This window comes from Planomicrobium sp. YIM 101495, from assembly GCF_009707665.1.
Taxonomy (GTDB): domain Bacteria; phylum Bacillota; class Bacilli; order Bacillales_A; family Planococcaceae; genus Planococcus.
Genome location: NZ_WLZW01000003.1, coordinates 110,157 through 135,066 on the forward strand (window position 1 = coordinate 110,157; position 24,910 = coordinate 135,066).

26 protein-coding genes and 1 riboswitch are annotated in these 24,910 nt (G+C 48.9%); of the genes, 19 read left to right on the plus strand and 7 right to left on the minus strand.

Features of this window, described 5'->3' with window-relative positions; genetic code table 11:
- The first annotated feature begins 29 nt into the window (after nt 1-29).
- The 11 genes from GIW82_RS11765 (at nt 30) to GIW82_RS11815 (ending at nt 9,924) form a co-directional block, all read left to right on the plus strand.
- Nucleotides 30-875 (plus strand): HAD family hydrolase, encoded by an 846-nt coding sequence (locus GIW82_RS11765; protein ID WP_154750142.1) that lies wholly within the window; start codon nt 30-32, stop codon nt 873-875.
- Nucleotides 868-1,947: an ABC transporter ATP-binding protein gene (locus GIW82_RS11770; protein ID WP_154750143.1), complete on the plus strand. Its 1,080-nt coding sequence runs from the start codon at nt 868-870 to the stop codon at nt 1,945-1,947. The genes GIW82_RS11765 and GIW82_RS11770 overlap by 8 nt, the downstream gene beginning before the upstream one ends.
- On the plus strand, nt 1,934-2,863 hold the full coding sequence (locus GIW82_RS11775) for a carbohydrate ABC transporter permease (RefSeq protein WP_154750144.1): 930 nt from the start codon (nt 1,934-1,936) through the stop codon (nt 2,861-2,863). The genes GIW82_RS11770 and GIW82_RS11775 overlap by 14 nt, the downstream gene beginning before the upstream one ends.
- 16 nt (nt 2,864-2,879) lie before the next feature.
- Entirely contained in the window at nt 2,880-3,704 is an 825-nt protein-coding gene (locus GIW82_RS11780) for a carbohydrate ABC transporter permease (RefSeq protein ID WP_154750145.1), read from the plus strand.
- Between the two features lie 13 nt (nt 3,705-3,717).
- Nucleotides 3,718-4,431: a glycerophosphodiester phosphodiesterase gene (locus tag GIW82_RS11785; protein ID WP_154750146.1), complete on the plus strand. Its 714-nt coding sequence runs from the start codon at nt 3,718-3,720 to the stop codon at nt 4,429-4,431.
- A gap of 22 nt (nt 4,432-4,453) precedes the next feature.
- A complete protein-coding gene (locus GIW82_RS11790) occupies nt 4,454-5,497 on the plus strand; it encodes an acyltransferase family protein (RefSeq protein ID WP_195914035.1) in 1,044 nt (347 codons plus the stop codon).
- A gap of 154 nt (nt 5,498-5,651) precedes the next feature.
- Nucleotides 5,652-6,983 carry a short-chain fatty acid transporter gene (locus GIW82_RS11795; protein ID WP_154750148.1) on the plus strand — a complete coding sequence of 444 codons (1,332 nt, stop codon included), beginning with the start codon at nt 5,652-5,654 and terminating at the stop codon, nt 6,981-6,983.
- Between the two features lie 128 nt (nt 6,984-7,111).
- A complete protein-coding gene (locus tag GIW82_RS11800; RefSeq protein WP_370456220.1) occupies nt 7,112-7,879 on the plus strand; it encodes a SurA N-terminal domain-containing protein in 768 nt (255 codons plus the stop codon).
- Nucleotides 7,880-8,004: 125 nt separating this feature from the next.
- Nucleotides 8,005-8,262: a sulfite exporter TauE/SafE family protein gene (locus tag GIW82_RS11805; protein ID WP_230309379.1), complete on the plus strand. Its 258-nt coding sequence runs from the start codon at nt 8,005-8,007 to the stop codon at nt 8,260-8,262.
- Nucleotides 8,263-8,405: 143 nt separating this feature from the next.
- Nucleotides 8,406-8,936 (plus strand): sigma-70 family RNA polymerase sigma factor, encoded by a 531-nt coding sequence (locus GIW82_RS11810; protein WP_154750150.1) that lies wholly within the window; start codon nt 8,406-8,408, stop codon nt 8,934-8,936.
- On the plus strand, nt 8,920-9,924 hold the full coding sequence (locus GIW82_RS11815; RefSeq protein ID WP_154750151.1) for an anti-sigma factor: 1,005 nt from the start codon (nt 8,920-8,922) through the stop codon (nt 9,922-9,924). Before GIW82_RS11810 ends, GIW82_RS11815 begins: the two co-directional genes overlap by 17 nt.
- A 108-nt stretch (nt 9,925-10,032) precedes the next feature.
- Here the strand turns inward: GIW82_RS11815 and GIW82_RS11820 are convergent, their stop codons facing one another.
- From GIW82_RS11820 to GIW82_RS11835, 4 genes are read right to left on the minus strand one after another with little or no spacing between them, the layout of a single operon-like run.
- Nucleotides 10,033-10,791 carry an energy-coupling factor transporter transmembrane component T family protein gene (locus tag GIW82_RS11820; protein ID WP_154750152.1) on the minus strand — a complete coding sequence of 253 codons (759 nt, stop codon included), beginning with the start codon at nt 10,789-10,791 and terminating at the stop codon, nt 10,033-10,035.
- Nucleotides 10,772-12,202, minus strand: coding sequence for an ABC transporter ATP-binding protein (locus tag GIW82_RS11825; protein ID WP_370456221.1), 1,431 nt, complete (start codon nt 12,200-12,202; stop codon nt 10,772-10,774). Before GIW82_RS11825 ends, GIW82_RS11820 begins: the two co-directional genes overlap by 20 nt.
- Complete coding sequence (locus GIW82_RS11830) at nt 12,195-12,776, minus strand: ECF transporter S component (protein ID WP_154750154.1); 582 nt, start codon at nt 12,774-12,776, stop codon at nt 12,195-12,197. Before GIW82_RS11830 ends, GIW82_RS11825 begins: the two co-directional genes overlap by 8 nt.
- Nucleotides 12,769-13,368 (minus strand): YkoF family thiamine/hydroxymethylpyrimidine-binding protein, encoded by a 600-nt coding sequence (locus tag GIW82_RS11835; protein ID WP_154750155.1) that lies wholly within the window; start codon nt 13,366-13,368, stop codon nt 12,769-12,771. The genes GIW82_RS11830 and GIW82_RS11835 overlap by 8 nt, the downstream gene beginning before the upstream one ends.
- 86 nt (nt 13,369-13,454) lie before the next feature.
- Nucleotides 13,455-13,560, minus strand: a riboswitch (TPP riboswitch).
- A gap of 181 nt (nt 13,561-13,741) precedes the next feature.
- Between GIW82_RS11835 and GIW82_RS11840 the strand changes: the two genes are divergently transcribed.
- From GIW82_RS11840 to merA, 7 genes are all read left to right on the plus strand, one after another.
- Nucleotides 13,742-14,449 (plus strand): DNA alkylation repair protein, encoded by a 708-nt coding sequence (locus GIW82_RS11840; protein WP_154750156.1) that lies wholly within the window; start codon nt 13,742-13,744, stop codon nt 14,447-14,449.
- 157 nt (nt 14,450-14,606) lie between these two features.
- A complete protein-coding gene (locus GIW82_RS11845) occupies nt 14,607-15,116 on the plus strand; it encodes a hypothetical protein (RefSeq protein ID WP_154750157.1) in 510 nt (169 codons plus the stop codon).
- Nucleotides 15,117-15,553: 437 nt separating this feature from the next.
- Nucleotides 15,554-15,883, plus strand: coding sequence for a hypothetical protein (locus GIW82_RS11850; RefSeq protein WP_195914036.1), 330 nt, complete (start codon nt 15,554-15,556; stop codon nt 15,881-15,883).
- Nucleotides 15,884-15,929: 46 nt separating this feature from the next.
- Nucleotides 15,930-16,577 carry an O-methyltransferase gene (locus tag GIW82_RS11855; protein ID WP_154750159.1) on the plus strand — a complete coding sequence of 216 codons (648 nt, stop codon included), beginning with the start codon at nt 15,930-15,932 and terminating at the stop codon, nt 16,575-16,577.
- Nucleotides 16,578-17,024: 447 nt separating this feature from the next.
- Nucleotides 17,025-17,471: a GNAT family N-acetyltransferase gene (locus GIW82_RS11860; RefSeq protein WP_154750160.1), complete on the plus strand. Its 447-nt coding sequence runs from the start codon at nt 17,025-17,027 to the stop codon at nt 17,469-17,471.
- Nucleotides 17,472-17,848: 377 nt separating this feature from the next.
- Complete coding sequence (merR, locus tag GIW82_RS11865; protein WP_154750161.1) at nt 17,849-18,250, plus strand: mercury resistance transcriptional regulator MerR; 402 nt, start codon at nt 17,849-17,851, stop codon at nt 18,248-18,250.
- Nucleotides 18,251-18,253: 3 nt separating this feature from the next.
- A complete protein-coding gene (gene merA / locus GIW82_RS11870) occupies nt 18,254-19,894 on the plus strand; it encodes a mercury(II) reductase (RefSeq protein WP_154750162.1) in 1,641 nt (546 codons plus the stop codon).
- A gap of 539 nt (nt 19,895-20,433) precedes the next feature.
- On the opposite strand, the gene GIW82_RS11880 is transcribed toward merA, so the two are convergent.
- Nucleotides 20,434-20,766 carry a four-helix bundle copper-binding protein gene (locus GIW82_RS11880; RefSeq protein ID WP_154750163.1) on the minus strand — a complete coding sequence of 111 codons (333 nt, stop codon included), beginning with the start codon at nt 20,764-20,766 and terminating at the stop codon, nt 20,434-20,436.
- Between the two features lie 250 nt (nt 20,767-21,016).
- On the opposite strand from GIW82_RS11880, the gene GIW82_RS11885 reads away from it, so the two are divergent.
- On the plus strand, nt 21,017-21,961 hold the full coding sequence (locus GIW82_RS11885; protein WP_154750164.1) for a cation diffusion facilitator family transporter: 945 nt from the start codon (nt 21,017-21,019) through the stop codon (nt 21,959-21,961).
- 137 nt (nt 21,962-22,098) lie between these two features.
- Here the strand turns inward: GIW82_RS11885 and GIW82_RS11890 are convergent, their stop codons facing one another.
- Together GIW82_RS11890 and GIW82_RS11895 are read right to left on the minus strand one after the other, a co-directional pair.
- Nucleotides 22,099-24,513, minus strand: a complete 2,415-nt coding sequence (locus GIW82_RS11890; RefSeq protein ID WP_154750165.1) for a heavy metal translocating P-type ATPase — start codon at nt 24,511-24,513, stop codon at nt 22,099-22,101.
- Nucleotides 24,506-24,871 (minus strand): ArsR/SmtB family transcription factor, encoded by a 366-nt coding sequence (locus GIW82_RS11895; RefSeq protein WP_029595499.1) that lies wholly within the window; start codon nt 24,869-24,871, stop codon nt 24,506-24,508. Before GIW82_RS11895 ends, GIW82_RS11890 begins: the two co-directional genes overlap by 8 nt.
- Nucleotides 24,872-24,910: the final 39 nt, after the last annotated feature.

The window sequence follows — 24,910 nt, forward strand, 5'->3', positions numbered from 1 at the left end:
GACTGTTCAAAATGATGGGAGAGAGAGAAATGAACTGGATGAATGATATCAAGGCATTGATTTTCGACATGGATGGGACGCTTTATCAGGACTATACGTTCATGGGACGCTATATCAGGAAGATGATGGAAGGGCGTTTTTCAGAAGAGGAGATCGAAGAGACGACTGCATGTGCCTACGACATTCTTGAAGGGAAAGGACCAATCAAACTCGGCTATTTTTACGACCCTGAGCGTCTTGTCTTTTACCGGCAGGAAGAGCTGCATCCAGTGAGCTGCAGTGACTGGGAAGGTACTGCGCTTGACTGGAACGCGAATGCTGTAGGAGTACTGACCTATCTCGGGGATCCATGGGGAGTCGCACAGTTGATGGCATACCGTCACGGCATTCCAGCAGAGATGGGACGAAATGCATTTGAAGAAGTGCGGAAAGAAATGTTGACAGAAGCTTACTTGATCGTGAAACATGCAGGTCTTTTCGATGCGATTGCCGCACTCAGAGGGAAACGCCTGATCTTGATGACCAATTCACCGCTACCGACCGGTCAGGATTTCGTGGACTTCCTCGGGGCTGAGGACGTGTTCGATGAAATTTACTACGACGGCAAAAAGCCGGATGGCATTACAGGGTTGTCAGACAAGTTAATAAAGGAAGGATTTGCACCGCACGAAATTCTGTCGATCGGCGATCATCCGTGGAATGATCTGCACCCCGTTCGCCGGATAGGTGGACATACATGCCTGGTCAGCAGACATCAGCATGACGATGCGACACCTTGGTCCGCTTCAGTCGCTTCTGTTGAAGAACTCGCCGCATTTCTTATGGAGCTGAAAGAACAGACATCAGCGGAACGAAAGGAAGAAATCTATGGCTGAAATCAGACTGGAGAACATTTCGAAAACGTTCAATGAAGACTGCGTCGTCAAAAATATTTCCTTGACCATCAAAGATGGCTCCTTCACGGTGCTTGTCGGACCATCCGGCTGCGGCAAGTCGACGATTCTTCGCATGCTTGCCGGTTTCGAGCAGCAGACCGAAGGCAATATTTGGATCGACGGCAAGCTGGTGAATGATCTGGCGCCGAGCAAACGCGATATCGCGATGGTCTTCCAGAACTATGCCTTATATCCGACGATGACGGTGCGAGGCAATATCGAATTCGGACTGGCCAATCGTAAAGTGCCGAAAATAGAACGGCAGCAATTGGTCGACGAAATCGCAGGAATTGTCGGACTGACGGATCACTTGAATAAGAAGCCGGACAAGTTATCCGGCGGCCAGCGCCAGCGGGTGGCGCTGGCACGTGCAATGGTCAAAAAACCTAAAGTCTTCATTCTGGATGAGCCGCTGTCGAATCTGGATGCCAAACTGCGGACACAAATGCGCACGGAATTAATCGAATTGCACGAGAGACTTGGTACTACGTTCGTCTATGTGACGCACGACCAGGTGGAAGCGATGTCGATGGGGGATGAAATCATCATCTTGAACAAGGGTGAGGTCCAGCAGAAGGCGGCACCAATCGAAGTGTATCAGAATCCAGGAAACGTCTTTGCTGCTGAATTCATCGGTCAGCCACCGATGAACGTCTTCGGGCGGGACGCTTTTGAAAGTGTACTGGAAGAGGTGCCGGAAGGTGTGTCATCGATCGGTTTCCGGCCGGAGCATGCGGAGCTGGCGCTGGAGACAAGGAATGTACCACATATGGCAGAGCTGGAAAGTGAAATCGTGACACTTGAGACACTTGGTGCAGAAACAGTCTATAAAGTGAAAAACCGCATCGGCATGATGAATATCCGCAGTTTCAGTACACCGATTCCGTCCCGGGGAACTTGTTATGTATCAATCCCGCTGGAGAAGCTCCACCCATTTGCAGCAGATGGTTCTGCTGTGCCGGATACGGACCTTTCCGCGAACAAGGAGGCGGTCCTGCATGGCGTTCGCTAAAGTCCAGGTTGATATGGAGGAGCCGAAAACACGCCAGCAAAGTTTCATTTCGTGGGTAAAAGTGCGGCCGTATGCAATGATTTTTCCGGCGATTCTCGTCTTTGCACTGTTTTTTATCTATCCGATCGGCTATATGATCTATTTGAGTTTTCACGATTGGAACTTCGTCAGTCCGGTGAAAGACTTTGTCGGCACTGCGAACTTCAGTTATTTGCTGAATGACCGGGATTTCCGCGAGGTCATCTCCAATTCGTTCATTTACACATTCTTTACTGTTGCGCTGACGATCGGCATTTCGCTGCTGCTTGCAATCTGGTTGAACCGGAGCGGCAAGTTGTATTCCTTCATGCAGGCATCGATTTTCAGTCCGCATATCATCTCGCTCGTTTCTGTGTCGATGCTGTGGATGTGGATCATGGACGGGGACTACGGTCTCCTCAATTGGCTCCTGAATCTCATCGGCATCGATTCGGTCGCCTGGCTGACGAGTCCGGATTATGCACTTGCTTCGCTGATTCTCGTGGCAGTCTGGAAAGGCATCGGATTTAATACGCTCGTTTTTATCGCGGGGCTCCAGAGCATTCCGAAAGATCTTTATGAAGCGGCAGAACTGGATCATACGCCGCCTTGGAGAAGGTTCTTGAAGATCACAGTGCCGATGCTGTCACCAACACTGTTTTTCCTGACCATCATCGGCGTCATCAACTCGTTCCAAGTGTTCGAGACAATCAACCTCATGACGGGCGGCGGTCCGATCAACTCGACTAATACGTTCGTTTATTATATTTATGAATACGGCTTCCAGTTCTTTAAGATCGGCTATGCTTCCGCAGCCGGCGTGATCTTGCTGATCATTTTGAGTGTCTTGACGCTCGTTTATTTCAAAGTCCTGAGCAAACGAGTACATTACCGATGAAAATGGAGGGAAATCGATGAACACGTCACCAATCATAAAAGTACTGAATGGACTCGGTCTGCTCATGCTGTTTCTCATCTTTGCGATCCCGTTCATCTGGATGGCGAGCACCGCATTCAAATCGCTCGGTGAAACGATGACGTTCCCGCCGGTCTGGATTCCGGAAACGTTGCAGTGGCAGAACTTCGTTGATGCCTGGAATTCAGGTCCATTCCTGAAATACTTCATCAACAGTGTCGTCGTTACATTGGCGATTCTCGTCTTGCAGTTCGCGACAATCATTCCGGCGGCCTATGCATTCGCACGTTACCAATTCCCGCTGAAGAATTTCTTTTTCGCATTGACGATGGTTTGTCTCATGATCCCGAGCCAGTTGATTTTCCTGCCGGTGTATTTGAATTTGAGTTCGTGGGGAATCCTCGATACGGTCTGGGGATTGATCCTGCCATTTGCAACGAGTGCGTTCGGGATTTTCCTCCTGCGCCAGTCATTCATGCAAGTACCGGAAGAGTTGTTGGAAGCAGCACGTCTTGACGATGCAACGGAATGGCAGATCATCCGCAAAATCATGCTGCCGCTTGCGAAGCCGGTGCTGATTACGCTTGCATTGTTTTCATTCATCGCTCATTGGAACGATTATTTCTGGCCGCTCGTCATGACGACGACTGATCAGGCACGTACATTGCCGCTCGGCATCGCCATGCTCCGCCAAGTGGAAGGCGGCGCTTCGTGGAATATCGTCATGGCAGGGAATATGCTGCTCGTGGTGCCGATCCTGGTCATTTTCTTTTTTGCGCAGCGTCATATCATCCGGGCGTTTGTTTATACCGGAGTGAAATGAAGGAGGAATTGGAGTGGAACAATTCATCGCCCACCGCGGCTGGTCTGGAATAGCACCTGAGAATACTTTAAGTGCCATCAAGCTTGCCTTGGAAGAACCGCGCATCGCGGGAATCGAAATCGATGTGCACCTGACGAAAGACGGAGTGCCAGTCGTCATTCACGATTCCCTCGTCGATCGTACGACGGATGGCAGCGGGGAAGTAAGGGGAATAACGGCAGAGGAACTCGGAAAGCTCGATGCAGGCAGCTGGTTCGACCCAGCTTTTGCAGGAGAGAAGGTTCCGACATTGGAAGAGGTGCTGGCGCTTGTCGCTAGCAAGAAGCCGCTCCTGATCGAGTTGAAGCAGGCAGCAGGCATGTACAGCGCGCTAGAGGAAAGAGTCATCCAGCTGATCCACAAGTTTGATGCAGTAAAGGACTGCCAGCTCATCTCATTCGATCATCACTCGTTACTGGCGTGCAAGGAACTAGCCCCGGAAATCGCGCGTATCGCTGTGTTCGCCGGTGCTCCGCTTTGTATCATCGAAGGCGTGAACCGAATCGAAGCGAAAGCTGTGTCGCTCAGCCATCAATACATACAGGAAGAAATAGTCGAGAGTCTGAGGCAGAACGGCACAGGCTTGATTGCTTGGACCGTGGATGATCAAAAGAGCGCTGAACGCGTTTGGAAGATCGAAGAGAAAATCGCGATCACGACCAACCATCCAGAACATTTGTGGAAGTGACAGAAACGAAGAGGTGATCGTCATGAAACAGCAATTACAGACCACTGGAAAACAACGGGACCCATATTTCGATAATGCCCGTTTTTTTCTTGTGACGCTCGTCGTACTTGGCCATTTGATCAGCCCGGTGCGCGAGGCGAATGATACCCTGTTTTTCATGAATAATTTCCTGTCTTCTTTCCGGATGCCGGCGCTTGTCCTGGTGAGCGGCTTTTTCACAAAGCACTTCAGCAGAGATCCGAGGCGGTTCGTGAAACAATTACTGCTTACGCTGCTCGTTCCGTATCTTGTGTTCCAGGTCTTTTATTTGCGGATGGACGGACTTGCGGAAACGTGGGGGCAATTGGCAGTGAATCTGTTCGCGCCGAATTTCGGCATGTGGTTTTTGCTCAGTTTGCTGTTCTGGAATTTGTTGCTGTTCCCTTTTGCAAAACTGAGACATCCCATCCTTGTTGCCTTCATACTTGGCGTTGTCATCGGCTGGGTGGATGCGGCTGGTGAATTTCTCAGCATCTCGAGGACTTTCGTGTTCTTCCCGATTTTCCTGATCGGCCACCATCTGCAAAAAGGGCAGTTCAGCTTTTTCAAGGAACGTCGGGCGAAAGGCTTGGCAGTCGTGGCGATCGTCCTCAACGCATCTATCCTGTCGTTCTTCTCTCTTGAACAAGCACGCAATGCCCTTTTGGCGCGCCATCCATTTGTAGAAATTGCAGATTCGCTGCTGGAAGGAACCGTGCTTCGCCTCGTCTTTTACGTCGTCATGCTGCTTGGCATCGTGGCATTCCTGCCGTGGGTACCGAAAAAACGGATCAGCACGACTTACCTGGGAAGACGGACCGCTTATGTCTATTTGCTCCACTTGTTCTTCGTCAAATTGTTCACCGCGCTGAACTGGTTCCCGGAACAGCTAGGTCTTTCGTTCATCCTTATCCTGCCGGTCGTCTGGTTATCCATCGTTTATTGGACGAGCTCGAATGCGGTAGTATTTTTCACGAGACCTTTTGTAGAAGGGAAATGGCCGCAGTGGAGCCGGCAGTCCCCTTTAGTAATGAGGAGAAATCCCTGATGTATTGAGAGAATCGCCGGAAGTAAAAATGACTTCCGGTTTTTTTATTGCCTGGGATGTATTCTTATTTTTCGGAAATATTGCTATGATAGCTGGGGGCGCACTTGGCAAAGGGGTACGCCTTACTTACTAAAATTACAAAGGGGGAAAAGTAATGAGGTCGATCACGAATTTTTTTGACCGGATCGTGCAACGTTACTTACCGGATGCATTCATTTTCGCAATTATATTAACGTTCGTTGTTTATTTGATGGGAGTATTCTTAACGGACAGTTCACCGATCCAAATGGTCGAGCATTGGGGGACAGGATTCTGGGAATTACTTGCCTTTGCAATGCAGATGGCATTGATTGTCGTCACGGGATATATACTGGCCAATACGCCAATCGTTAAAAAAGGGCTGGAGAAAATCAGCGGATTGGCAAAAACACCAGTACAAGCAATTATTTTAGTCACATTCGTCGGCATCATCGGCTCCTTGATCAACTACGGTTTTGGGTTGGTCGTCGGTGCATTGATGGCTATCCAAATCGCGAAGAAAGTGCCAACTGTCGATTACCGATTGCTGGTCGCCAGTGCGTACAGTGGATTCCTTGTTTGGCACGGGGGTCTTTCTGCATCAATTCCATTATTGATTGCGACAGAAGGGCACTTTTTGGAAGCAGAGATGGGAATCATCCCTGTGAGCGAGACAATCTTCAGTTTTACTAACATCTTCATCGTCGTCTTTATTCTTCTGACGATGCCATTCTTGAATGCGTACTTGATGAAAGTACGTCAAGGACAGGAAGTCTCGCATGCGATTGATTGGGAGAACAACACGATCGAAGAGAAATATGAGGAAGAAAAGATCGACAACCCGACTCCTTCCGAACGACTTGAAAACAGCAAAATTGTCACACTCTTCATTTCGTTGCTTGGACTTGGCTATGCGACCTACTTCTTCATGACGAACGGCTTCAATTTGAACATCAATATCGTGAACTTGATCATGCTGTTCCTTGGAATTCTTTTGCACGGTACACCGCGCAGGTTTTTGCAAAGTGTCAACAATGCAGTGAAAAACGTCGGCGGAATCATCGTCCAGTTCCCGTTTTATGCGGGAATCATGGGTATGATGGTGGCATCCGGCTTGTCTGACCAGATGTCTAATTTGTTCATCGGCATCTCTAATGAATTCACGTTCCCGCTGTTCGCCTTCATTAGCGCAGGTATTGTGAACTTCTTCGTCCCTTCAGGTGGAGGGCAGTGGGCAGTACAAGGTCCGATCATGATCGAAGCGGGCATGCAGCTTGGTGTAGACAACGCGAAAACCGTGTTAGCTGTAGCTTGGGGAGATGCGTGGACGAACATGATCCAGCCATTCTGGGCATTACCGCTACTCGCGATTGCCGGACTGAAAGTGAAAGATATCATGGGCTTCTGTGTCATCATTCTGTTCTACAGTTTCATCCCGATTTCAATTGGATTGCTGTTCTTTAATTAAATCATTGGCTTATCTAAGGGAAGCCATTAAGGGAGAAGGGTGTCATGTACCCGATCTGCCTTCGATGGATATCAGTTTACATCTGTTTGTGAGGTGATATAATTGCGGACATGGTAGACGGAAGGGGAATGACAATGATTAAGAAGTGGTTTGCAGGATTGACACTTGGCATGTCCGTACTTGCATTAGCGGCGTGTGGCGGTGCTGATGAAGCGGCAGATAAAAACGAAACACCTGATTCACAAGAGGAAGCAGCGACGGAGGAAGGCGCAGAAACAGTAGAAATGCCCGAGCCAGATCTTGAAGGCGTGCCGAATGTCGTAGCAGAAGTGAACGGGGAAGAAGTGACAAAAGAAGAATTTGAAACGGTCTATACAGCACAATTCCAGCAGGCTTCGATGCAGTCACAGATGACTGGTGAGGAGCTTGATCAAGACCAATTGAAGAAGATGGTCGCAGATAGCATCGTCGGACAGAAGTTGCTCATCCAAGAAGCGGGCAACCGCGATTTCACTGCTTCCGATGAAGCGGTCGAAACGATGTTGAATGATCTGACGGCACAGAACGGCATGGAAACTTCTGATGACTTGCTTGCAGCTTTGAAAGAGCAAGGCATGTCTGAAGAAGAGATCATGGGTCAAATCGAGACGCAAGTGAAACTTGATGCCCTTCTGGCAGAAGAAGCGGGTGATACGGAGCCGACAGAAGAAGAAGTCCGAGCAACGTATGATCAGCTGAAAGCACAGCAGGAAGAAGCAGGCGGAGAAGAAATGCCGGCTTATGAAGAAGTGAAGCCGACATTGTTTGAGCAATTGAAGCAGCAAAAAGCAGGACAAGCAGCTCAAACGCTCGTCGCGAAGCTGCGTGAACAAGGCGATGTAACGATTAATTTATAAGATGAACAAAAGCGCTGCGGAGATGATTATTCTCCGCTGCGTTTTTTATGCTCTATAAGTTAATCTTATTGAGAACTATTGAAAGCATGTAATTTTCTTATGCCTGTTCTCCCGCTATACTTTTAATGAAGGAAGACAACGGACAGAGGGATCGGTCTTGTCCGGCTGGCGACTTTTCAAGCTGTTTTGGTGCAGCAATCTCCTACATATCTTCAGGCGTCATCATCTGGCCGGTGACACTGGCGCTGATGGCCGGCTCGATCACTGGTGCGCAGGCAGGCGTCCGGATCGCGCAGAAGCTGAACCCTGTCCATATCAAGCCGATTTTGCGCAATGTCACGGTGCTGCTCATTCTTCAACTGATTGTGGAATATGTATGGTGAATAAAGAAATGGATAGTTGATTTCCGAAAGCGAGAAGGACTGCCTAGTTCCTTCTTTTTTTAATACAGAAAAACTTTCACAAAACCTGTAACATTGGGAAGGACGAGACGTGTTTACAGTAGGAATGGGAAGAGGGGGAGCGGATGAAGGATCAGGGTTTGGAAGATTTGTTCAGGCTGTATGCGAAACCCCTCTATTATTTCCTGTGGAAAATGTCCGGCTCCCCGCACGTGGCGGAAGATTTGACGCAGGAGACATTCGTCCGGGCGACCATTTCGCTTGATACATATGAAGGGGAGGAAGCGCGCGCGTGGCTGTTCAGAGTGGCACGCAACTTATACATCGATGAGTGGCGCAAGCGGAAGCGGCGTCAAACTATTCCGCTCGTGAAATTATTTTATGCAGACGACGAGATGATCAGCCCGTATGGTTTGCCGGAAGAAGAAGTGATGGCGAAGGAATTGACGGGCGATCTACAGGAGTTGCTCGGCTTTTTGCCGGAGCAGTACCGTTCGATTTTGTATTTGCGCGAAGTGGAGCAATTCAGTTACGCGGAAATCCAGACGGCGCTGGGTCTGACGGAAGCACAAGTGAAGAGCAACCTGCACAGGGCGCGAAAGAAACTGGCCAAGATCGCTGAAAAAGGAGGATGGCATCATGACGGAGTGGAATGATGAGCTGGAGAAGAAAATATTGAAGAGGTCCCGTTACCGTTTGACGGCGAAGATTTTGCGGGTTTTACTGATTGCGGGGGTTGTATTCGGCGTTTATTCGGTTGTCATCGATATTGCCGTGTCGCGGTTTCATGTCGCAGAAGAAAGCGATTATTATACGAAGCTGGCACTCGACTGGAAAGTACCGAACGTCAGGGGCACTTTCGATTTTACGGAAGGGGAGACGTCACTTCTCGGAACGAAAGAACTTACGTATTCTTTGTTTAAAAGGATCGGGAAGGAAGACGTGATCGTCGGAGAGCTAGATGTACGGAAAACGCTGACCAATTCCAATTCCTCGATTAGCTACAGGATGCCGAGGATGGAGCAGCTCAATGAATTCAGTTTCTTTTATCCGGAAGATCCGCGCAGCGGCAACGAACTGAATGCTTCCGAACAGCCTGAAGTGTGGGAAACGCTTGATATGCTGCATGAAGGAACGGTCGGGGAATTGGCATTTTCGACTGATCGGATGATGGCGCCGGAAGAGCTCATGAAAATACTTCAGCCTTACGATGTCGACATTCTCTGGATGCAGCTTCATACGGGGGAGTTCACCGGTTTCAGACCGGGTGCTTCGGGAAGTAGTGCAGATGACCTCTCTGTTTTTGATGCGCTTGGTCTAACAGGTGCACGTTCTGTTTCCGACGATTACCTGTCTAGTATGCTCATGTACGCTTTGGATGAAGATACAATTGAAGAAAGCAAAACTGAAATGATCAAGAACATGGGACGGCTGCTTGATGAAAAAGATGATGAGTACATCGAATTTTTCCTCGGGCTCAGTAATTTGCAGGAGCGCCATGAGTATTTGAAGAACGAAGGCTTCACGGTGTATGGAGCGGTCGTGACGGGACCGGTGAAGGAGCTCTTGCGACTCGAAGCGGAAGAAAGCATCCGCGGCGAGCAGCTTGGGAAAGTGGAATTGTGGAATTGGGAGGATGAGTGAGGTACGCGGGAGATATGAGGTGTGGTGAAATTGCATTGAGGGGCGAAACGACAAAATGAACCCCCGAAGGAAAAGAATGGACTTTTCCTCCGGGGGTTTTTCGACCGATCAGCTGCTCAACCAAACACCGCCCAAACAGCTCGCAGCGAGGATGGAAAGAAACACGCCGGTCAGCGCGAAATCAAGCGGCCGGACACGGATTGGGTGGTAAAATTCCTGACGCGCCTCTCCTGTAAATCCGCGCGCTTCCATTGCAAACGCGGAACGTTCCGCTTTCCGGACCGCGCCGGCAAGCATCGGAATCAAGATGCGACGGGCGCCAAGCATCCGCTGCCACCAGCGCTGTTCTGTATCTGCACCGCGCAGACGGTGGGCTTGCTGGATCTGGACGAATTCGTCTTTCATGACAGGCAGGAACTGATAACCGACCATGACGCTGTAGGCAAGTTTCGGCGACAGCTTCAACTGCTGCATCAAGCTCATGATGAACTTGACGGGGTCGGTCGTAAACGCAAACAGCAGCGACATACTGGAAAACGCCAGCACGCGGAAAGCGAGTGATAAGGCGACTGCCAATTGCGCATCGGTCACCTGGTAGCCGGCGAATTCGAACAGAACAGTGCCACCCGTCTCAGCGCCGAATACGATTGTTGTCCAAAGATAGCCGAATGAGCCGAGCGTAAACGGCAGCATGAACAGCAGCCATACTTTCCAATTGATGCGGCTCAGTGTCAGCTGCAGCCCGAGTATGCCAATAAAGAACAGCAGCGGCGTCCACAGGTTGAAGAAGAAGGCGAGCGTAATCAACGATACCGCCACGATGAGGAACTTCACGGTCGGATTCATGTCATGCAAAAGATTCCGCAAGTGTACGCACTCCTTTCGGTGGCAGCAGGTGGTGCGCTTCGAGCAAGTCTTCCTGCCGCCAAAGATCTTCCGCCCGGAATTTTCCGGTCAGCTTCCCCTCTTTTACGAGCAGAACCGAATCGGCGACGGCTGCTGCAAATTCCATGTCATGTGTGACGACAAAGACCGTCGCACCTTCCCGGGCCCGCGCGTCCAGCAGATGGAACAGTTCAAGCAAAGCCGCTCCGTCCTGTCCGGAAGTCGGTTCATCGAGCATCAGCACATGGCGTTGGTCCGCAAGCATGGCACCGATTGCGACGCGCCGTTTCTGTCCGTGGCTGACGGAAAATGGATGCGCATCCTTTATTTCATCGAGCCGCAGCCGCTCCATCAGTTCTTCCAGCTCAGATGCTTCCGAAATACCGGAGAAGGCGAGTTCCTCCGCGACGCTTTTGGTCAAGAACAAGTATTCCGGTGACTGGGGGACATAGCCGACACGGCCCGATCGAACGGTTCCCGCCGACGTTTTGTAAATGCCGCACAGCGCTTTGATGAGCGTGGATTTGCCGCTGCCGTTCGGTCCGGCGATGACGGTGATTTCACCGTGCCGGGATTTGAAAGAGACATCACTCAGTAAGGTTCTGTCTTTCATTTCGACCGCAAGTCCATCGGTACAGACCGCCACTTCACTTCTTATGCTTGCTGTGCGCTCGGGATATTCGAGCGGATGAACCGGTGTGAACGGCGTATCTTCGATGAGCGTGCCATCCCGGTTCAAACAAATGCGCCGCTCAAAAAACATTTCCCATAAATCAAGCCGGTGTTCAACTGCGACAATCGTCAATTCCAGCTGCTGCTGAAGTGCACCGAGCCAGGCGATGAATTGTCTTGTCGTGTACGGATCGAGATGGGACACCGGTTCATCAAGCAGCAGCACTTCCGGTCGCATGACGAGTGCACAGGCGGTTGCCACGCGCTGTTTCATTCCGCCTGACAGTGTTTGGATCACCGTGTGGCGCAATTCTGTGAGTCCGGTCAGTTCCAAAACCTCTGCAATTCGCTCTTCCATCTCAACAACAGGCACCCGTAAGTTTTCGAGTGTGAATGCCAGTTCCTGTTCGACCGTCGGCATGCAGAATTGCGCGTCGGGGTCTTGGAAGACAGTCGCAATGCGGTGGTTGATTTCGCCCGGCGCAAAAGATTTCGCATTTTTGCCGAACAAAGTAACCGTCCCGCTGACTTCGCCGTCACAGTTATCCGGATAAAGGCGGTTCAGCAAATAAAGCAAGGTCGATTTGCCGCATCCGCTTGGTCCAGTGATGACGACCCGTTCGCCCCGGGACACTGTGAATGAAATGCCGCGGAGCACCGCTTCCTCGTCATCGGGAAAGCGAAACGCTACGTTGTCGAGTGTGAAGACTTCTTCATGCACGCGCATCACCCTTCTGAGCGCGGGCGATCGCATAGCCGCGCAGCGATCCGGTCGCAAACAATCCGTCCGCGATGTATTTGCCGCCGATACCCGCGATGATCGCCCCGCTCAAGATGCGCAGCGTCAGCATCAGGATGACGAAACTTGGATCCAGTGCTGCGTAGCCCGACATGAAATAGCCATAAACGAAGCTGAAAATGGCCGCACCGGCGCCGGAAAGCATCAAAATCGGAAGCGTGAAATGCCGGTAACGCGTCAAGGCAAATGCCGCTTCCGCTCCGAGCCCCTGTACCACACCGGACAAGATGAGGCGGGGTCCGGCTGCGTGTCCGAGAACGACTTCGATGAGCGCCGCAAGTGTTTCCGGAAGAAAGGCAGCTCCCGGCCTCCGGATGATGTACATCGAGATGATCGAAACGATGAACCAGATGCCGAACATCCACTCGTAAGCGAGCGGGCCGATGACGCCGGCCCAAATATTTCCGACATGGACAAAAAGCAGGTAAACAATACCGAAGACGACACCGAACAGTGACATGAGGACAATTTCTTTCAATTTCCATCCCTTAAGCATTGGCAGGCCCTCCGTGCGCAGGGCTGTTAATGCTCATGGAAACCGTCATGACAAGATGGGGGTGCTGTTCCGTCCGTGCATGGGTGAATGCCTCTTCGTAAAACGCGAACACGTCATGGATATCGCCGTGGATGCCGCTCGCGTAGTGCATCGAATCGTTCCAGACGCCGTGCTCTTTTGCCCGCTCGATTTCTTTGTAAATGACCGCCATGTAATCCGGATTGTTCATCGGATACAAGGCGAACTGCGAAGAGACGTATTGCGATGTGTCATCCGTATTGAGCAGGACATCATCCTTATCGAGATAGACATCTCCCGACGAATCCCCCGGACAGCCGATCGAGAAGGTGCCTGACAATGCGACATGTTCGCCGGTTTTCGCAGCATGCAGCGTCAATGCTTTCGCGACGTTGAAGACATGGGGCTGTTTCCCGCGGATGACGGTCGATACATCATCCGTGTGCATCCACACATTCGAAGTATACGTTTCATTTAATGCTCCTTTGATGATTTTAATGAAATCCCCGGACATCGGATGCAGTGAAAACCGGAATCCGACGATCGGGCTCGTGCCGCAGTGCAATGGTTCCATTTGAATATTCCTCCTTTTTGGACACAAAAAGGGCCGCATCCGTGAAGATGCAGCCACTATTCCATGCAAAAAAAGAAGTCGTATTACGGAAAGTCACCGCACTTCCTCACGCAGGTCCTAACCTGATCGAGTCATAAGGGATCGGAGCTTTCGCTCGCATCTCAGCTAAAATAAGCACCCCCAGTGCAGAAAACGGTATGCGATTTTTCGTGCTCGGGTTGTCCCGATGCCTTCAGTGTAAACGAAGCCGCGCAGGATGTAAAGAGCATCGTCCGGATGGAGGAACCCACTTTGTGCAGAGGATGCATTCCGTATTCTGTTGAATTGGTGTAAACTGATTGCATGAAATCATTAGAGGGAAGGCTGTGGCAAGATGGATATCGAACAGGTAATGCAGGAACTTCGGGCGTTCGGCAAGGAGCGGACAAAAAAGATCTATCTTTCAAACGGTGCTTGCGAACCGGTGTTCGGCGTTGCGACAGGCGCGATGAAAGCCATCAAAAAGAAAACCGGTATCGATCAATCCTTGGCGGAGAAGCTTTACGCCACCGGCAATTATGACGCGATGTATTTTGCTGGCGTCATCGCGGATCCGAATGCAATGACCGCATCCGATTACGACCGATGGATGGATGGTGCCTATTTTTATATGTTGTCGGACTACGTTGTCGCGGTCACGTTATCGGAATCAGACATCGCCCAGGGAGTCGCAGACAAGTGGATTGCAAGCGGTGACGAATTGAAGATGTCCGCCGGCTGGAGCTGTTATTGCTGGTTGCTCGGCAGCCGGAAAGACGAAGAATTTTCGGGAGAAAAGCTTGCTGTAATGCTGGAAAAAGTGAAGGCCGATATTTACGAAGCGCCTGAGCGGACCAAATCCGCCATGGATAATTTTCTCTACACGGCCGGCATTTCCTATGCACCCTTAAGTGAACTGGCACTCAAAATCGCTGAAGAAATCGGACCGGTCGAAATGCAGCGGGACGGCAAGAAGCCAGCTGTGTTGCATGTTTCTGAAAGAATCCGGAAAGAGCTGGGCAAGGGCCGGCTTGGGTTCAAGCGGCGGTATGTGCGGTGCTGAATGTCTAACGTAATCGGAGCCCGGCAGTCCCTGGACTGGCCGGGCTTTTGACGTGTAACGGGGCACTTGCCGTGAACAGCCGCTGATGGATTAATTTTAGGCACCGAGCAACTTTTGACGAGCAGCCTCGTTCTTTTAGGAAAGAGGTGGTTGGAAAATGACCAAGGTGAAATGGTTAGTGATTTCTGCAGCTGGAGTTGCCATTCTTTTCGTAGCCCTAAATTATTCCCTTCAACATGGGCCGACCGCTGCGGAATACACACACAGTATGAATGAAAAATGGAATTTCGCATTGCCTGAACCGGTTGATTACGAGGAATTATGGGGAACACCATCGAGCTTTCTCGGTGATGGCGAATGGTTGACGGTGCTTACGTACGACAAGGCGATAAAAGATCCTGAAAGTATGGGGCTAGTGGAGGTCACTGAAGAAAATATAGATGAAGTGCGCGATCACCTCGATTTCTTCAGATCCAGAACGGTTGAGATCTATACAGGAAATGAAGAAACACAAGCTGAAATCGAAAACGTCTTTTCGGAAAACCCAGTAGAAGTTTCAATCGGCGATTATTTTCATCACCAGACGAACCGGGATGATTATGACACATTCACCGCTGTTTACAGTGTAGAACAGAAGAAAATCTGGCTTCATGAATGGCATCAATAAGTAGAATGTAACTTGAAGGGATTATAAAAAACAGTTTAGCGATTATAGAATATTTGGGCAGAAGAAACCGGTGAAGGAGCGGTTGCTTTTTTAATGATATTTGACGAATTTCCCTATAAGTGTAATATTACACTTATAGAGTTAAGGTAATACAGGCACTCCAGTGAACCAGGAGCAATTGATCGAAATCGTTTCACAAAAAATGCAGCTGATCCGTCTTGAAAGGGAACTTTCGCAAGACGAGATGGCGAAAGTTTTAGGAATATCGAAAAAACACTGATTCAAATCGAGACAGGCCGTGCTGCAACAGGCTGGAATGTGATTGTCACGTGTGTGGTACTGTTCGGGCAAAACGAGATCTTACAGAACGGCTTAGGGGACGAGCCGCTGTTACATTTGAAGGTGCTGGAACGGAAAACAACTGAAAAAAGCAGAGAATGAAAAAGAACGAGGTGCTGAGGATGTGGAAAGTTTATGGCGGATTGATTGCGAGTTACTTACTGGCGACATATTTGTGCGGGTGGAGGCAGGTATTGGTCTATGGTTTGCATGATTATTTCACTTCGATTCCGCTTCCTCACCTTTTAACTGCTCTGGCGGTTACGGCATACCTTCTCTATTTAGTCAGTGGAGTATTGGTGGTTTACCTTATAGAAAAGCAGGATTTCGCCAAGAAACATAAGGATCTCTATATCACGCTATTTCTCATGATAACCCTTCCGCCCTCTGCTTGGGCATTATTCGTTACAGCAATGTGGTGGGGTTGAAATTTGAGCGTGCCGGGAATCGTAAATAGGAGGAGAGTGAAAAATCATGAGCGATTTAAGATCGATCAACACATATATTGACGAAACGTTTGTGGAGAATGACGAGGTTTTGGCAGAAGTGATTGCATCCATTGAAGCGGAGGGGATGCCGTCTATTTCCGTGTCGGCTTCTTCCGGGAAGTTGCTGACGCTTCTCATCGCCATTTCCGGTGCCAGGAACGTGCTCGAGATCGGTGCACTCGGCGGCTACAGCGGCATTTGCCTGGCGAGAGGATTCGGCGAGGACGGTTCACTGACGTCGCTCGAACTGGAAGCGCGCTATGCCGAGTTGGCACACAGTAATCTGGCGAAAGCAGGGTTCGGTAACCAAGTGTCGTATATGACGGGACCGGCACTTGACAGTCTCGCCGAATTAGAACGTTCCGACAAACGCTTTGACTTTTTCTTTATCGATGCGGACAAAGAAAACTATCCGAATTATTTGGAAGGCTGTTTGAAAATAGCAGAACCTGGCGCTGTCATCTTGTCTGATAACGTCCTTGCCCGCGGGACAGTGGCGGATAACACGATGGAACCTACAAAGAACACGGAAGTTATGAAGGCATATAATCAATCCGTTGCCGGCCATCCGCGTCTGGAATCCATTCTGATTCCGCTCGGCGACGGTGTGACTTTAGCGCGTGTAAAAGGATGAAACTGGAGTGAGTGGGTTTCTCAAGTTTATAGCATAGCGGGAGGCCATGGCTTAACGGTCGATCGGTATTGGTGGGAGACTGTCTAGGACATTGAGCTTTGCGTCTGGGACAGTTTTTTTATTATGGGTTAAAAAGGGTTGCAATTTAAACTCGATAAAATAAATATATCTTCTAATTTTACATGGAAATCGTTCGTAAAAGTGCATACAAATTCGCGAACGTTCGTAAAGTCATTTGACACGTTTACGAACGCTCTTTTTGGTCATTTCGGTTGTTTTTAAAGCGTTCGTAAATGTGTACTTTTACGAACGGTATAAAAATATTTAATGTTACTTATTTTGATGGTAAAATTAGTATTTGATATTAAGAATATGAATCTTTAAAAGTAGTACGAATTTACATAACAGCAATTATTAGAAATCGAATCAAATGGGGAGAGAAGGAGTATGAGCTACAGCATTGAAACTATGTTAGAGCATAACGAAGAATTTTCTACTTTTTTACATGGGAAAATTAGAGAGTTTAACAACGAGAGTTCTTTATACCATAAAGAATCAAGAAAAAAAGGTGCTGTTCAGCCCATAAATATTATTGTGTCAGATAACAATAAAAATTGGATTGGCGGTTTAAATGCAGACGTTTATTGGGGTTGGATGGAGATTAACGATTTTTGGTTTCATGAAAGTTACAGAGGTAAAGGTATAGGTGGGCAACTTCTTGACAAAGCGGAAAAGGTCGCCAGAGAAAAAGGCGCAAAGAAAGCACTTTTAACCACATTTGAGTTTCAAGCCCGTTCTTTCTACGAAAATAAGGGGTATCAAGTTGTAGGTGAAGTTAAAGACTATCCTCCTGGAAGCAGTTACTATACTATGGTTAAAATACTTGTTAAATAAATTTTTCATCCCGATAAAGAGTGCTTTATTGTAATAAGGGTTAGGGAAATGATCAATCTTTATTTTAAGCCTGAATAAGAAAGGACAGCTTGTCGAAAAAGGGCTTGGGAATAGGGAGAATTTATAATAAGTTTACATATCATAAGGTTATCGGAAGTTACATAAATGGAAAGGGAGAGTAGATGCGCTTTGGGTAGCATCTACTCTCCCTATTTGTCTATAAAGTGTACTTTTACGAATGCTTTCTTTTCAGTAAAAGACTATTTCAAATCCGAGTTTACTAACTTGAAATTTTTTATATAAGGAAAGTATTGAAGCGTCGATATTTGACTATGTACCTAAGTACATGGTTTATACTTTTCTTGAGGTGAAGGAAATTGAGCTATCGAATCAGTGAGTTGGCAGCCCTGTGCAAAGTGAACAAGGAAACCATCCGGTACTATGAACGAAAAGAGCTATTGGAAGAACCGGCCCGGAATAAGTCGGGGTATCGGATTTATTCGAAGGATACGGTCAAACGGGTAGGTTTTATCCGGCAACTGCAGGAACTGGGCTTTTCGTTGAATGAGATTTATAAATTGCTGGGTGTCGTGGACAAAGACGATGTACGCTGTGAAGATATGTTCGGTTTTGTGACTAGAAAAGAAGTGGAAGTCCGAAAGCAGATTGAGGATCTAAAGCGTGTGGAACGGATGCTGAGCGAGTTGAAAGGCCGGTGTCCAGATAGAAAAGAGCTGCATGAATGCCCGATTATTGATGTATTGATGGAGGAGGAGTAGCACATGAAAAAGTATCGACTAGATGTTCAAGGGATGACTTGCGCAGGATGCGAAGAACACATTGCAATCGCGCTCGAAGGAATTGGCGCAAAAGAGATTCAAGCGGACTTCCGAAAAGGAAAAGCCGTGTTTGCACTGCCGGAAGACATGAAGGTTGAAACGGCAAAAAAAGCAATTGCTGAAGCCAAGTATCAGCCAGGGGAAGCAGAAGAAGTCCAAACCTCAGAAGCACCCCGCCCGGATGAAGAAGGCGAGTATGACTACATCATCATCGGTTCGGGGGGAGCTGCCTTTTCTTCCGCCATCGAAGCTGTGAAACAGGGGGCAAAAGTGGCGATGATTGAACGGGGAACGGTAGGCGGTACCTGTGTGAACATTGGCTGTGTTCCTTCCAAAACCTTGTTGCGGGCGGGAGAAATCAATCACTTGGCCAGGAATAACCCGTTTATCGGACTGCACACCTCTGCGGATGAAGTGGATTTGGCGCAGCTGGTCAAACAGAAAGAGGAACTGGTGACGGATCTCCGGAACAAGAAATATGTCGATTTGATTGATGACTACGGTTTTGAGTTAATCAAAGGGGAAGCCAGGTTTATAGATGAATACACCATTGAAGTGGATGGCCTGAAGCTATCTGCCAAACGGTTTCTGATTGCGACGGGGGCGGCTCCTGCTGTGCCAGTCATTTCCGGACTGGAAGAAGTGGATTACTTGACCAGCACAACTTTATTGGAGCTAAAGAAAGTGCCGAAACGCCTGACGGTCATCGGTTCCGGTTATATTGGTGTGGAATTGGGTCAGCTATTTCACCGCCTCGGATCCGAAGTCACGCTGATGCAAAGAAGTTCGCGTTTGTTTAAGGAATATGATCCGGAAATCTCGGAAGCCCTCACGAAAGCGTTGACCGAGCAAGGCATTCGGTTAGTGACCGGTGCCTCGTACGAGCGAATCGAACAGGAGGGAGAGGTGAAAAAAGTTTATATCGAGGTGGACGGCCAGAAGCGGATCATTGAATCCGATCAATTGCTGATTGCAGCCGGCCGGACACCCAATACGGAAAGCTTGAATCTGCAGGCGGCGGGTGTTAAAACAGGGTCTCTTGGGGAAATTCGGATTGATGATTATGCCAAGACCACCAATGAACGGATTTATGCAGCAGGCGACGTTACGCTTGGTCCTCAGTTTGTCTATGTAGCGGCTTATCAAGGGCGAGTGGCAGCAGGAAATGCGGTCGGCGGGCAGAATGAAAAGTTGGATTTGGCCATTGTGCCGGGGGTTACGTTTACAGCACCGGCGGTTGCCACGGTAGGCCTAACAGAGATACAGGCAAAAGAAAACGGTTATGACGTCATTACTTCCGTCCTGTCTTTGGAGGCTGTTCCGCGAGCGCAAGTGAACCGGGAAACAACCGGAGTATTCAAGTTGGTGGCGGATGCGAAAACACGCCAGCTGCTGGGTGGGCATATCGTAGCGGAAAATGCAGGGGATGTCATTTATGCGGTGGCGCTTGCTGTGAAGTTCGGATTGACGATTGAAAACCTTAACGAAACCCTCGCGCCGTATCTCACCATGGCCGAAGGAGTAAAACTGGCTGCCCTCACGTTTGACAAGGATGTTTCCCAACTGTCTTGCTGTGCCGGATAAAACTAACCCTTGATGAAGATTCAAGTTGTTTATTGGGAGCCGACTTGAACAACTAGGAAGCAGACAAATAAATCAATCACATTGCGACAGCCGTTCAGTTATATGACTGGATTGGAGCAAGTACTTGCTTAATAGGAGTCTCTATAATGTCAGGGGGGCCACGAAGCTAATAAGTTTCTTTGGTTAAACTATGAGGGATTATCGGAAGCTGAACTAACGGCAAAAAGGACTATTTTGAAAATTTTCTTCCTTTCCTTTTGACTGAAAACTGCTTATTTACGAATGCAAGGAATAAAATCACTTGCAGGATGTATATACTCACCAATGTCTATCAAGGGTGCCTAACCCATATGCCAATAGTAGGGAAAACCAAAAATAATAAGTTAATGGGGATAACCAATCAGACAACGGGTTATGTCTTGTGCGCCTTCAAAGTCTGGGGAATTGGCTACAAATGAATCAATGAAGCAAAATAATGCTTGATAATAAAAGAAAAGGGACCACTGGAAAACATCTCCGATGGTCCTTTTTGAATGAAGTTATGCTGCGTTACGGCAAGCTTCTGCACATTTGCGGCAAGTTTCCGCACAGCGTTTGCAATGATCGTGATGGTCGGCGTGCTTGTCGCATTCATCTGCGCATGCTTCACAAATAGTTGCGCAAACGGCTGCCAGTTCTGAAACAAATGGTGAATTGCGTGTAATTGCATGTTCCAGAAATGCGCAAATATCTGCGCATTCACGGTCTAACCGAATGCACTGAGCCATCATCTTCACGTCTTCTTCCTGCAGACAAGCGTCAAAACAATGGTTACATTCCGCTGCACAATCGTGCAATGCCTGGATCAATTCCTGATGTTGTTCATGAGCCATTTTAAAACCTCCATTTTTTATTATTGTCTCATTATCTACTTCTTCCCTTCTTACTTGCGACTAAACAAAAAACCTTAAACTACACAGGACTGCACAATTTATTCCAGGAAAGAAGGGTGTATTCTTGAGCCTAAAGGGAATAGGATACTAGTTATCTCGAACAAATCCGATTTAATGAGAGCAGGAAAACAGTTGGAAATCCTGGAATTTTATAATCTGCCGTTGTAGAAGGTAACAGGGAGGAATTGAGTTGGGAAGTGAGCATGGCCATTCGCATGGCAGCAATAAAAAAACATTATTGATTTCTTTTGTAATTATTACGATCTATATGTTTGTAGAAGCGATTGGAGGCTTTTTGACGAATAGTCTGGCATTGATTGCTGATGCGGGACATATGTTAAGTGATTCCATTTCGCTGGGAATTGGTTTACTGGCTTTTACAATCGGCGAAAAGGCAGCAGATCAATTCAAAACCTATGGGTACAAGCGATTTGAAATATTGGCTGCTGTCTTTAATGGTGTCACACTTGTTTTGGTATCCCTTTATATTTTTTATGAAGCATATCACCGGTTTTCCAATCCGCCGGAAGTTGCGACAACAGGCATGTTAATTATTGCGGTTATCGGGTTATTGGTGAACATTTTGGTTGCGTGGATTCTCATACGGGGCGGCGATACCAAAGAGAATTTAAACCTTCGGGCTGCGTTCCTTCATGTCATGAGCGATTTACTTGGATCTATCGGCGCTATCACAGCTGCGCTCCTTATTATGCTCTTTGGCTGGGCATGGGCAGATCCATTAGCGAGCGTAGTAGTAGCAGTACTCGTATTAATCAGCGGCTGGCGTGTTACAAAAGAAGCCGTTCATGTATTAATGGAAGGGACACCAAAGAATGTGCAGATCGATGAAGTGACTGCAGCTATTGAGAACATTCCAGGTGTAATACATATACACGATTTGCATATATGGAGCATCACCAGCGGGCAGAATGCATTGTCAGGGCATGTGGTCATTGAAAAAGGAATTTCGTTTGAAGAAAGTCAACTCATCCTAAGGGAAATTGAAAAAACTATGGCTGCCCATAAAATCGGCCATGTCACAGTTCAGCTAGAAACTCCGGAACATCCGCATAATAAATCCCTTATGTGCCAAAACGATACGGAAACGAGCCATGCTGAACACAATCATCATTAGTCAAGAACAGACGGATGCTTTGATGACAAAAAAGAGGGACGGATTTTCCGTCCCTCTTCAGACTGCAGACCCACTCATATGAAATGAGTTTGTCTACAGTCTGAAGAGCTTTCCAGTTGGCTGGAAAGCTCTTTTCGTTACTCTTTAACGCGCATCAGCCGCAAGCTGTTGAGTGCAACCAGAAGGGTAGCGCCCATATCCGACATGATGGCGATCCACAGGGTCAGCCAACCCGGAATGACCAATAGCAGCGCAATCACTTTGATGCCGATGGCGAACGTAATGTTCGCTTTGATGATATTCAGGGATTTCCGGCTCAATTTCACCGTGAATGGCAGCTTGCTCAAATCGTCGCCCATCAAAGCGACATCCGCCGTTTCCAAAGCGGTATCCGTTCCGGCTCCGCCCATGGCAATCCCGACCGTAGAAGCGGCGAGTGCCGGCGCGTCGTTCACGCCGTCTCCAATCATCGCCACCTTGCCGTACTCGGCCCGTAAGCGTTTGATGACATTCAATTTGTCCTCCGGCATCAGCTCGGCCTGGATTTCGGTGACGCCGACCTCTCGGCCGATGGCCTGACCGGTCGCTTTGTTGTCACCCGTCAGCATAATTGTCTTCTTGATGCCCATGTCGTGCAGCTTCTGGATGACTTCTTTGCTGGAGTCCCGGACTTCATCGGCCACGGCAATGACTGCCAGAATATTCTGTTCCGTTCCGATGATCATCGCCGTCTTGCCCTGATTTTGAAGAGCTGTGACTTTTTGTTCCAGGTTCTTATCGGCACTTGCGGCGCCCAGCTCATTGAAGAGAATCGGGCTGCCGATGTAGTACGTGATTCCTTCGACAGTTCCCTTAATCCCTTTGCCGGTAATGGAAGAAAAGTCTTCGACCAAGACCGAAGAATAAGAAATGTTCTCGGCGTCCGCTTTTTTCATGATGGCGGAGGCAAGGGGATGCTGCGAGCGGTACTCCAGCGCGGTCACGATGGACAGCAGCTCTTTTTCGTCTACTTGCTTGTTCAGGACTTCAAAATCCGTGACGACGGGAACCCCTTTGGTGAGGGTACCGGTCTTGTCAAACGCGATGGCCTTCAGCGCACCCATTTCCTCCAAGTAGACGCCGCCTTTGATCAACACGCCTTTTTTCGCAGCGTTCCCGATGGCGGATACGATTGAAATCGGCGTGGAGATGACCAGTGCACACGGACAGCCCACCACTAATACAGCCAACCCTTGATAAACCCAGGTTTCCCAGCTGGCATCAAACAGAAGGGGCGGCACAATGGCCACGAGTGCGGCAACCGCCATGATGATCGGTGTGTAGTACTTCGCAAACTTATCGACAAACGCCTGGGAAGGGGCGCGTTCGCCCTGCGCTTCTTCGACCAGGTGAATGATTTTCGCAATGGTCGTGTCTTCGACCAGTTTGGTGATTTGGACTTCCAGCAAACCTTCTTCGTTCAGCGTACCGGCGAAGACATCATCATTCACCGTCTTGGCGACCGGCACGGATTCCCCGGTGATGGCCGCCTGATTGACCGCCGAATACCCGTTGGTCACCGTGCCGTCCATCGCAATCTTCTGTCCCGGTCTGACAATCATGGTGTCGCCCACCACAATGTCGTCCACCGAAATTAACTGTTCTTGGCCATTCCGCCGGACCAGTGCCTCTTTCGGAGCGATGTCCATCAACGAACGGATGGATTGTCTCGCCCGGTCCATGGAATAGCGTTCCAGTGCTTCACTGATCGCAAAGAGGATGACCACGATGGACGCTTCCGCCCATTCCCCGATAAAGGCTGCCCCGATGACCGCAACGGTCATGAGGGTCTTCATGTCGAAATCCAGGCGAATCAGGTTCTGGAAGCCGACTTTGAAGAGCGAGTACCCGCCAATGACAATCGCCGCCACAAACAGGAGCGACGTCATCAGGTTGTCTTCGCCGTTGACGAACTGGGAAATGTAGCCGAACACGATCAGCAGGGTGGAGTAGAGCAAGGTGCTGTGCTTTTGGTAGAAAGGCACTTTCTTCTCTGTTCGAGCTGGCGCTTTTTCGGTTCCGGTATTCGTGATAGCTGGACGTCCTGTAATTTCAGGCGCCACCTTCAAGTTTTCAAACGCACCGGCTTTCTCCAATTCGTCGATGGTCGCTGCCCCGTAAACGGAAATTTTTGAAGCCCCGAAGTTCACTTTGGCATCCTGGACACCGGGGATTTGCTTGACGTTGTTCTCAAACTTCCCGGCGCAGTTCGCGCATGTAAAGCCTTCGACCCGGAAGACATTTTTGTCTTCGACGGTCACTTCAGGAGCCGCCTGGCGTTTCGGTTTTTCCGGTGCGACCTTCAAATTCTCGAAAGCGCCGGCTTTTTCAAGTTCCTCGACCGTCGCCTCGCCGTAGACCGCAATTTTCGAAGCCCCAAAGTTCACTTTGGCATCCTGGACACCGGGAATCTGTTTGACGTTCTTCTCGAATTTCCCGGCGCAATTCGCACACGAAAAGCCCTCAACCCGGTAGACCGTTTTGTCTTCTGTTTCCTTCGTTTTTTCAACCAACGGAAACAACCTCCTTCTGATGGATGAAGGCCACTTGCACCAAGTGTTTCACATGCGCGTCATCCAGTGAGTAGTAGACCAACTTGCCTTCCTTGCTGTATTTCGCCAACCCCATATTATTCAGTAGTCGCAGGTGGTAGGAGGCGGTTGCGGTAGATGAACCGATGATATTCGCAACGTCACACACACACAGTTTGTCCTCCAGCGATAAGGCGTAGGCGATCTTGATACGCGTATCGTCCGACAACGCCTTGAAGATCTTCGCCACTTCCAATGGATTTTGTTCAGACAGTTGCTGCTGGACTCGTTCCACCTTTTCTTCATCTACACAGACCACATCACAAATCTCTTTTGCCATTTTCATTCACTCCTTTTTCTCACTTCTGTTTACTCATTC